This is a genomic window from Streptococcus sp. HMSC074B11 (genome assembly GCF_001808705.1).
Lineage (GTDB): Bacteria > Bacillota > Bacilli > Lactobacillales > Streptococcaceae > Streptococcus.
Genome location: NZ_KV794259.1, coordinates 1 through 11,083, shown reverse-complemented (window position 1 = coordinate 11,083; position 11,083 = coordinate 1). Strand labels below are relative to the sequence as shown.

8 protein-coding genes are annotated in these 11,083 nt (G+C 38.1%); all 8 read right to left on the bottom strand.

Annotation, left to right across the window (positions count from 1 at the left end; translation table 11 throughout):
- Window positions 1–1,144 (bottom strand): pneumococcal-type histidine triad protein (locus HMPREF2619_RS03175; protein WP_070458956.1); only part of this gene is annotated, 1,144 nt, incomplete at its 3' end.
- 7 nt (window positions 1,145–1,151) lie between these two features.
- A complete protein-coding gene (locus tag HMPREF2619_RS03170; protein ID WP_070458954.1) occupies window positions 1,152–2,081 on the bottom strand; it encodes a metal ABC transporter solute-binding protein, Zn/Mn family in 930 nt (309 codons plus the stop codon).
- A gap of 286 nt (window positions 2,082–2,367) precedes the next feature.
- Complete coding sequence (locus HMPREF2619_RS03165) at window positions 2,368–5,448, bottom strand: pneumococcal-type histidine triad protein (RefSeq protein WP_070458952.1); 3,081 nt, start codon at window positions 5,446–5,448, stop codon at window positions 2,368–2,370.
- A gap of 346 nt (window positions 5,449–5,794) precedes the next feature.
- Entirely contained in the window at window positions 5,795–7,201 is a 1,407-nt protein-coding gene (gene lacG / locus HMPREF2619_RS03160) for a 6-phospho-beta-galactosidase (RefSeq protein WP_070458958.1), read from the bottom strand.
- A 282-nt stretch (window positions 7,202–7,483) separates the two neighbouring features.
- The gene (locus HMPREF2619_RS03155; RefSeq protein WP_070458949.1) at window positions 7,484–9,175 is read right to left on the bottom strand and encodes a lactose-specific PTS transporter subunit EIIC; all 1,692 of its coding nucleotides are present in this window, start codon (window positions 9,173–9,175) and stop codon (window positions 7,484–7,486) included.
- Window positions 9,175–9,492 carry a PTS lactose/cellobiose transporter subunit IIA gene (locus HMPREF2619_RS03150; RefSeq protein ID WP_049527213.1) on the bottom strand — a complete coding sequence of 106 codons (318 nt, stop codon included), beginning with the start codon at window positions 9,490–9,492 and terminating at the stop codon, window positions 9,175–9,177. Before HMPREF2619_RS03150 ends, HMPREF2619_RS03155 begins: the two co-directional genes overlap by 1 nt.
- A 35-nt stretch (window positions 9,493–9,527) precedes the next feature.
- The gene (locus HMPREF2619_RS03145; protein ID WP_070458947.1) at window positions 9,528–10,364 is read right to left on the bottom strand and encodes a PRD domain-containing protein; all 837 of its coding nucleotides are present in this window, start codon (window positions 10,362–10,364) and stop codon (window positions 9,528–9,530) included.
- A 237-nt stretch (window positions 10,365–10,601) separates the two neighbouring features.
- A partial coding sequence (locus HMPREF2619_RS03140; RefSeq protein ID WP_148130358.1) for a tagatose 1,6-diphosphate aldolase occupies window positions 10,602–11,083 on the bottom strand: 482 nt, incomplete at its 5' end.

The following is an 11,083-nucleotide window of genomic DNA, read 5'->3' as shown; positions in this document are numbered from 1 at the left end:
CTTCTCTAATCACACGCTCAGCTGCAAAGCCATGATCATGTTCATCTTCATGATGGGTGTTATGAGTTACATTTTCATGGTCACGCTGAACTGTTGGTTTATTTTGATTTTCTAACGGTTTTGTTAGTGTTAGGGCACCGCCAAGTGGTATCAAACGAGCAATTTTTTGCTCCAAAGCAGACATACTACTATAAGGAATGAAATGGTAGTGATTACCGTGTGGAATCGCAACTCCTGATGGTGTACGACTAGTAATTTTAGCTGGGTCAAATACCAAACCATCAGATTCTTGATAGCGTTGACTAACTGGTAAAGCATATAACTGAGCGAGAAGACTTTGGAGGCTATCCTCTTGATCTACTGGGATGCTTGTTGCTGGGCTATCGGCTTGAGAACTTGGTGTAACACTTGGATTTGGTTTATAATCCGTCAAGCTTGGTTGACTTCCTCTTCCAGCTAGATAGGCTTGAGCTGCTGCTAATTCACTTGAAGACAAGGCGCTCTTTGGAACGTAGTGATAATGCCCACCATGAGGAACGATATAGGCATCACCTGTATCTTCTATGATATCTGCAGCATTAAAGACATAACCATCATCTGTTGTATATCTACCTTGTGCTCTGGCAACAAGAACTTCCTTACTTGGATTGCCACTATCTGATGTATGTTCTTGTTTTTGTTGCTCGATTTGGTCTTTTGTTCGGACATTATCAGCATGGCTTGCATCTTTTAGATAGACATAGTATTTACCATCCACTTTGATGATATAGCCACCTTTAATCTCATTGACAATATCTTGATCACGCAACTGATAGTTTGGATCTTTCATGACCAGTTCTTCACTAAAGATAGCATCATAAGGAACCTTGCCATTATAATAATGGAAATGATCACCGTGGGAAGTCACATAACCTTGATCAGTGATTTTGGTAACAATCTGTTCAGCTTCTATGCCTTCCTTCTTGCTAACTTGGTCTGGTGTCAAAGTTTCATTCTTTTTAGCTTCAGACTCTTTACCATCAACGTAGGATACACGGTTGTCACCTTTTTTCTCAGGTGCTTGATGTTGATTTAAAGCATAAGCACAGACACTTAAGGCAAGGACCACTGCAGATCCCGCTAGATATTTTTTATTAATCTTCATAATCTCCTCATTTCAATTCTTCAGCTAAGATAGCCATATTTTCTTCTAGATTTTCCAAGTAGGACTTGTCATTTTGTGGGTCTGCCTCTAAAGGATTGAGGGTTTTAAGACTCACACCTGTTGATTTGACAAGAGTGTCCGCTACCTTAGATGAAGCATTGCTCTCTGTAAAAATCGTTTTAACCTTATAGGTTTTAACAAATTCCTGAATTTCTGTTAGTTGTCTTGGACTTGGTTCTTGTTCAGGAGAGATACCTGCAATACCAAGTTGATTAAGTCCAAATCGTTTTGCCAAATATGAAAAAGCTGTGTGTTGGGTCACAAATGTCTTTTGATTAGCCTTTTCAAAGATTGGTTGGTATTTCTTTGTCAAATCATGAGCTTTAGCACTAAAACTTTGTGCGTTTTTCTGATAGGTATCCTTGTTAGCACTGTCTAATTCTGATAACTTATCAGCAATTATCTGTGCTTCTTCAGCAACTTTTTCAGGATCTAACCAAGTATGAGGATCATACAAGGTTTTCTCATCAATCCCATCTCCTGCCTGCATATCTTCTAAGCCAGGCACGCGCTCCAAGGTCATACCTTCTGATGCTTCTAAGACCTTTACCTTTGATTTTTGCAGGCTTGGATCTAAACTTCCCGCCCATGACTCTAGTGTATGAGAATGATAGACAAAAACATCGGCATCATATATGGCTGCGATATCATTTGCAGAAGGTTCAAAGGAATGGATACCAGAACTAGACTGAATCATCCGAACATCATTTAGATCACCTGAAACCTCTTTGACCATGGCATAGATAGGATAAAAACTGGTCACAATCTTCATTCCCTTAGTTTCATCACTCTTGTCTTGACTGGCCTTTTGTCCACATGCTCCTATGGTAAGAGCAAAGAAGGCAAGCACAAGCCATAGGATACTTCTTTTTTTCATAACAACTCCTTAACTAGTATTTAACCGTTTAATTAACTAGTAAACATTTTACTCCTAAAAATTTAAAATGTCAATATTTTTTCTACATTTTCATGAAAAAAGTGAGAACTAGATTTCATTATCAGTTCTCACTGGTTATTTTTAACATTTGACTTTTAATTGTTTTAGAACTCCTTGATTCATTTTTTTAGACAGCAAATTTCAGCTTTTTAATAAAGAAAAGGACATTATTCAATCAAAAATCGAACAATATCCTTTCGAGTAGATTATAATTAATAAAAATATTTTAAGGTTTTACTTGTTTTAGTGTCTTAATGTCATACATCACTAATTCACCATTTTTATTGTAAAACTGAACACCTTCTGGCTGAAAAATTAGAAACTTAGGATCGATTTGTGCAATTTTTGCTAACTTTTCTATATGTTCATTTAAAGTTACTTTATCCAATCCGTAGTCTGGTAAATCATCGTCACTTTCTTCTTTGGAGTTTTCTTTATCTTCAACCTTGTTTTCTGAAGGAATTTCGTTGGTTGTACCAGTCTCATTTACACCTATATTATTTTTCGGTTGCTCCTCAACTTTATCTACATCAGTCTTATTTTTATCAATATTTTTAAAATTGTTTGAATCAGGTTTTAATTCTTCATTATTATTCGTAAACGTCCCATTTTGGGATTCTTTTTCTTTCATTCTTTTGGCAATTAAGTCTTGCGCTTGTTTCCATTCTACTTCTGATAAGTCGGATTTAGTGATACTTCTCAATGAACCACCTCCAGCTCTTGGAATACTGAAAGATTTATCTGCCCAAATATAGGTTTCCTTTGCCAATACATCCTGAGGATCAAAAATATATCCATCAGGAGTTGCAAACTTGCCTTCTTTAAGTGCTTTCTGAACTTCTTCAGCAGAATGGATAATTTGCCAGTTCTCCATTCCAGGACGTTTTTCAAGAGGAGTTACATTAGCAATAACAGATCCAGCATCATCATGACCTGGTTTTGACCAAACTTCAGGACGCACATCAGGATGTTGCATTACATATTTTATAGTTGCTATTTGCTCACTATTTAACCAAGAATAAGGTACGACGTGAATGTGATCGATATGCGGAATAATGAAAGAAGTTCCAGTATCATACGTAGTATTGGCTGCATGCATAGGCAAGCTAGATACATCAACAGCTAATCTTGGTTTAATTTCTGTTTCTACAATATCATAACGATAATTATCTTTATCTTTAAGCATCAGTTCCTGCTCAGAAAAAGCTATTTGAGAAAGATCGAGTTCTTCACGTGAATAAAAATAATCTTTACCACCTTCATTAATTATATAACCAACTTTACTATTTCTAGAAATTTTATTAGTTACTTTTTTATAATCAAACTTTGGTCTTTCCTTCTCATCTGAGTGAACTAAAGAAACGATGTCATCTGGATTTTTACCAGTTTCTTGAATCCATTTAGCAACTTCATCCAATTCGAATTGTTCTAATTCACCATATCCCATATAATGGAAATGATCTCCGTGTTTGGCAATAACACCTGATTTATCAACAGAATCGATGGAATCTTTGGTAAATATATATCCATCACTCGTATCATAAGGTTTGCCATCTAAACCTTTTCCATAAGCTTTGATTGGTTGTCCTAAGAACTTATGAACTACTTCTTTTAATACTAAAGGTTTAATATCTGTAACAATTTCGTTTAATCCATTTTGCCCTTTTAACGGAATCATTCTTGCAATCTTCTGCTCTAAATCAGACATTTGTGAATAAGGAATAAAGTGATAATGGTCTCCGTGAGGCACTGCGACACCGTTAGCTGTACGTTTGATAATTTGTGCCGGATCAAAGACTAAGCCATCCGATTCCACATGGCGTTCTGACAAAGGTTTGGCATACAATTCACTTAAAAGTGTTGAAATGTCTTCCCCTTGATTTTGATGATAAGTTGGGGTGACAGTCAGATTAGGAGTCTCTGTCAGACTTGGTTGAGCTGGTTTAACATTGTTACTACTTGGTTTACTTGAACTTGTAGAAGAATGAGAACCCTGTTTACCATTCCAATAAGCTTGGGCTGCAGCTAATTCTCCTGCTGACAAATCACTCTTAGGTATATAGTGGAAATGATTGCCATGCGGTACAACAAAAGCGTCACCTGTATCTTCAATCACATCTGTCGGACTAAAGACATACCCATCATCCGTTGTATAGGCTCCTCCAGTTCCTCGATTCGGTGCCGGCGTATTGAGATTAAAGTTTGGTTTAATGGTTGAACTTGGTTTCTCAGAACTGCTTGGTTTCGGATTATCAGCATGACTTTGAATTGGCTGACCTCCAATTGGCAGATTTCGAGCCAATTTTTCTTCCAAAGCAGACATTTGCGAATAAGGAATGAAATGGAAATGATCTCCATGAGGAACTGCCACACCATTGGCAGTACGTTTTGTAATCTGTGCTGGGTCAAATACCAATCCATCAGACTCCACATGACGTTGGCTAAGTGGCAAGGCGTACAATTCTTGAAGGAGACTAGCTAAATCCTCATTTTGATTTTCAGAATCTGTTGCAGGATTCTGAGGTGTCTCAGATGGACTCGTTCTCACACTAGATCTTGTTTCTCCTCTGCTTGAACGATATTCCACGGTACTTAATTGACTACCTTTACCAGATAAGAAGGCTTGAGCAGCAGCTAATTCACTGGCAGACAAATCACTCTTCGGAATATAGTGGAAGTGATCGCCATGAGGAACAATATAAGCATCACCCGTGTCCTCAATGATATCAGAGGCATTAAAGATATAACCATCATCCGTTGTATAACGGCCTTGAGCTCTGGCTGCAACTACTGCTTGATCGTTAGAACCACCCCCGTGATTACTACTATGTTCCTGCTTCTGACGTTTAATCTCTTCTTTTGTACGAATATTGTCCGCATGAGACGCATCCTTAAGGTAAACATAGTATTTCCCGTCTACCTTAATCACATAGCCACCCTTGATTTCATTGACAATGTCTGAATCCTTCAACTGATAATTCGGATCTTTCATCAAGAGTTCCTCGCTAATAATAGCATCATAAGGAACCTTGCCATTAAAGTAATGATAATGGTCCCCATGTGAAGTCACGTAACCTTGATCGGTAATTTTAACAACAATTTGTTCAGCATTGATCGCCTCTCGCTGACTAACCTCATCTGGTGTCAGATTTTCAGTCTTAGCACTAGCCTGATTTCCTTCTATATAAGACACACGATTAGACTCTTTGCTAGTCTGTACTGCTTGGTAACGCCCCAATTCATAACTTGAAAGGCTTAAAGCCAAAAGAGCTACTGAACCAAGAACATATTTTTTATTGATTTTCATCTTAATACACTTTCTATTTCATTTATTCGTTAAAGAAGTACTACACTTTTTCCTAAAGAACTTACTTAACTGGTTAAATATATATTTAGAAAAATTACTCACTTTTAAAACTCCTCCTTCTATTTTCTATTTATCAAACAAGATTTGAGTAATTGAGTTAGTTCTCTATATACTTAACCAGTTATTTAACTAGTTAAGATTTTACCCCTATCTCATTGATCTGTCAAGAATTTTTTTGACTTTCAGGTAAAATCTAGATAAAAAGGATTTAGTCATGCTCTATGCAAAACTAAATCCCATATTATGTATATTAGTAACGGTAAGCTCTTTTTATTCTTTGATTAGCTTATTCAATAATCTGCGTCTCAGCTAATTTTTTATACCAGTGAGCTGATTTTTTTGGATAACGTTCTTGTGTATCGAAATCAACATAGAAAAGTCCGTAACGTTTTTCATAACCATTAGACCATGAGAAGACGTCCATCAATGACCAGATGAAGTATCCTTTGACGTTTGCACCTTCTGCAATCGCATCAGACAATACTTCCAAGTGTTGTTTCACATAATCAATACGGCCATCATCGTAAACAGTGTTGTCCACAAATTCATCTTTGTATCCAAGTCCGTTTTCAGTGATGTAGATCTTCTTGTAGTTTGGATAATCTTTCTTAACACGCATGATTTGATCATACAAACCTTGAGGGTAGATGATCCAGTCCCAGTCAGTACGAGGCACATAGTCAGGAGCTACACGACGACCAATACCCTTGATCTGGTATTTAGAGCTTCCTTTTTCACCTTTACCGTTGTGGATGATCTCAGTTTCACCATCAAAGGCTTCCATCCAATCGCTCATATAGTAGTTAATTCCGAGGAAGTCGTTCAAATCTTTAGCTGCTTCAAGTGCTGCAAAGTCTTCGTCTCGAAGATCCAACTCACCACCATTTACTGATAAGATGTGGTTTACACCTTCCATTGTTGCATCTGAATAGTGTCCAAGGTAGGTAGCATCCAAGATAAATTTGTTGTGGATGATATCTTCCAACTCAGCAGCACGAACGTCTGCAGGATTTTTAGGATCCAATGGATACTTAGTTGGAAGGGCGTGAACAACCCCGATTTCACCTTTATAGCCTTTGTCTTTGTACAATTTCACAGCACGAGCATGAGACACCATCATATTGTGGTGAGATTGGAATACTTTCGCAAGGTCGTATTGAATACCTGGTGGGAATTTACCGACCAAGTATTGACCGTCACCGATTGGACCAATTTCATTAAAGGTTGTCCAGTAGTTGACTTCTGGGAATTCTTCAAAACAGAATGCAGCATAATCTACAAAGTGTTCGATGTTTTCACGATTTAAGAAGTCTCCATTTGAGTGAAGAGCTTCAGGTGTATCAAAGTGATGAAGAGTAACGAACGGTTCTACATGACGTTTATGACATTCAGCAAATAACTTATGATAGAATTCTACCCCTTTTGGATTTACTTCACCATAACCAGTTGGAAAAATACGTGACCAAGCAATAGAAATACGGATACCGTTTACCCCATATTCCTCAGCCAACTTTAAGTCCACTGGATATTTATGGTAGAAATCACTCGCTGGTTCAGCTGTGTACCAATAGTTATCTGCTAGGTATTTGTCCCAGGCAACAGGGCCTTTACCATCTGTATGCGTAGCTCCTTCTGCTTGATAAGCCGCTGTTGCGCCACCGAAAATAAAATCTTTTGGAAGTGTTTTTGTCATTTTTTCACCTATTTCTTGATTGGATAAAATGAAAAGCGAGCGGAGAGGAGCTAGTGAGCTATCCATCTCCGTCTCACTTCTTGTACAAAGTCACCAAATAGTGACATAAAGGGGGAAAACAAATATATAATCAGGAGAGTCTTTTACAGTCCCCAAGGTCAGTCGAATTGTGACATGAGGAGGTAAAAACGATATTTTTTTACCGACGAATTAACAAGGCGATTAGGAAATTCGCCATAGCGATTTCCGTGATGATAGGGACTGTAAAACAGTCTCCTATCATCAATCGAATTGCGCTTGAACAAATGCAAGAGCACCTTTACCATCACGAGTCAACTTGATGTATTGAGCTCCTTCAGTCTTAGCCAATTTGATTCCAAGTTTATCTGTTTCAGCCTTCATGTCCTCATAGTTTGAAGCTACTTGAGGAGCAAGAATAACAAGGTCAAATTCTGGCAACATTTCACGGTGAGCACCATAGCCACCAGCTGCAGCTTTAACTGGCACCTTGTACTCAGCTGCTGCTTTGTTCAAGGCGTTGGTAAGAAGACCACTTGTTCCTCCACCCGCACAAAGAACGAGTACGTTGGTTTCTTCTGTAATTGTATTTTGTGCTGATTCTACTCCAGCTTTTTCAAGGATAGCATCAGCTTTAGCAGTATTGAAGTTTGCGGCTACTTTTTCTTTTAATTCATCGTTGGCTTTACCAGAACGTTCTTCTTCAAGAATTTGTTCGTCATAAACTTTAAGGAATGGATAGTAGATTGCAATATCCACTACGATTAACAATGCTGCAAGAGCAAATGACAAGAACTGGAAGTTTGTACCAAGAACAATACCTAGAGGCCCAGGTGTAGTCCATGGAAGGTTGGCAGTAAATGAGTTCATGCCGAGAGTTTCGATAAAGAACTTAAAGATCCATACGTTTGCAATAGGTGCGAAGATAAATGGAATAAAGAAGATTGGGTTCAAAACAAGTGGTGCACCAAACAAGATTGGTTCATTTACACCGAAGAATGTAGGAACTACTGAAGCACGTCCGATTGCACGATTACGCTTAGACTTACACAACCACATAAACATGAATGGAACTACAAGAGTTGCTCCTGTACCACCCATAGTGACGATAAACATTTGTGTACCAGATGTAAGGATCTTATCAGCGTGCATACCTTGTTGAAGAAGGTTCAAGTTGACTTCGGCATTTGCATAAGTAATCGCTGCAATGGCAGGTTCAACGATAGATGGGCCGTGAATACCGACAAACCAGAAGAAGGCAAAAGCACCAAAGATAATAGTAATACCAAGATAACCGTCTGCTGCTGAGAAAAGAGGGGCAAAGAACTTACCGATTGATTCTGCAACGCTTGCACCAACAAATTGACGAGCGAGCAAGTCAAGAGCATAAAGAGAAACAACTGAAAGCGTAAACGGAATAACGTCTTTAAAGACTTGTGAGATATTCGGTGGAACTTCGTCAGGCATGCGAATAGTAACGTTGTTCTTCACACAAACCTTATAGATAGCTACAGTTACAAAAGCTGCCAGGAAGGCTGAAAGCAACCCTTTTGTTCCAAGGAAACCAGTTGCAAAGCCACCCTCGATTGGGTCAGCTGCTAACATCAGCAAACCAACAATAGCCGCCAATAGCGTTGACATATAGTTGATTTGGTTGGTTTTCTCCATACTACGATTGACGGAGTCTGTTAAAGATTTAGCAGTGGTTCCAGCTACCAAGACTGCTAGAATCCCCATAGAGTAGCTGTAAGGTTTCATCAAAAGTGCTACTACTTCATCAGACCATTTAAAGCCCCAAGAGTTTGGAACAAAAGCAATCAAGATAAAAATACTTGAGAAGAGAATGACTGGCATTCCTGCGATAAATCCATCACGAATAGCACGAAGATAGATATTTCGAGATAGTTTTTCAAAGAAAGGCTTCCCTTTCTCGATATAGGCAATTAACTTATTCATTATTTAGCTCCTCTTTTATAAAGTTCAATTAAATGATGCACCAAATCTTTTAGCAAGATTGTTGTCATCAGGTGATCTTGTCCGTGCATCATTGTGATGCTGTATGGAATTTCTTCCCCTGCAGCTTCTTGAGCAAGCATAGATGTTTGCGCTTTGTGAGCTTCCGCAATGCAACCTGCTGCTTCTTCAACAAGAGCTTCTGCTTTAGCAAAATCGCTAGCTTCAGCAGCCTTCAAAGCTTCTAATAATTTTGAACGAGCATCACCTGCATAGGCAACGATTTCAAAACCTAACAATGTTACTTCTTCTCTATTCATGATAGAATTCTCCTTATATATTTTTTAGTAAAGCGTTATGACAATAAACGTTGGATGTGTAGAACAAGATAAACTCGTTCACTCTTGTAGAGGTCAAGACCAGTTTCCTGAGCAATGACCTCATAAATTTTGCTACCAATCTCGAATGCTTCTGGATAGGTATTCTTTATATGTTCTTCCATATCGAGCAAGGATTGATTATCATCGCGACTACGATCCAGATAATCCAAGAAATAATTTAGATGAATCATAAAGCGGTCGTAGAAATTATTATTTTCAGGTGTTCGCTGGATTTTATAACTCTTCAAAACGCTTTCAACTCTCTTTAAAATTTCCTTTCTCTTATCAATCGACTCAACAACTTCAACTTCATTTTCACCTTCTGCATTGATGAAGTGATAAGCGATACGAATGATCTCGTCCTCAGGAAAATTTTCTGTCAGTTTTTGACGATAAATTTCAAAAGCTTCTTGTGCAATTTGAAAAGCGATAGGATATTTGGCAGAAATGTTAGGCAAGTTACTATCCTTATAGCGTCCTTGGCTAATAGCCTGATAAGAACAATAGATATGGTCTGTCAGAGTGACGTATAGATACTCTTGGACAGGATATTGATATTTTTTAGAAAGATTATCAATAATCTCATAAGTGACCGTAATAAAATCAAGCGGTACATCCTTGAGAAGAGCCATAAAGTTTTCTCGCGACTCTTCTGTTTTCATCCGAAAAACTTTTTCAACCTGATCCTCAGAAATCAAATCTCCCTTCTTCTTACCGAACGAAATACCCTTACCAATTACGATCAACTCCTCTCCCTTGCTATTCCGCACGAGAGAAACATTGTTATTCATTGGATTTAATATCCGATACATGGCAACCTCCTTGCCCTATTATTTAAGTTTTGTGAGCATAAAAAATGACCACAAATGAACCCAGATAATAAAGTTCTGAGTCATCTGTGATCATGCCTAATATTACTTAGTAACACTCACTTTGTATTAACTTGTGACTTTAGTATATCACAAGAATGATTTTTTGTAAACCTTTACATACAACTTTTTTTAAAAGTTTTTTAGCTAGGTTTTAGGACATAAAAAGGGAGGGGAAATTTAGACACGTTCGGTCCATGAAGTTGCTGTTGTTTGAAGTACTTTATTGAGTTCATCAATGTTTTCAAATCCAGTTGTACGAAGCCATTCGCGAGCTGCTGCTTCACCATCTTTGATATAAGGTTCAACTGAACCCGCCCAAGTAGCACGACCACAAAGTACACCGTTGAAACGAGCACCTGAATCATGAGCAAATTGCAATGTTTCTTGGAATAATTTAGCTGATACACCAGCACTCAAGTAGATGTATGGCAAGTTAGTAGCTTCGTCTTGAGCTTTGAAGAATGCTGCTGCTTCTTCACGGCTGTAAACGACTTCTCCATCACCAAATCCTTCAACATATTTCACGTTTACTGGAACTTCTACTTTCAAGACATCGATGTTGAAACGTGGATCAGAGAATACTTTCATAGCTTCGATAACTTTACGAGGTTTTACTTTCGCATATTCTACAGAACCTGCATCAGCAATCTTTTCATCGT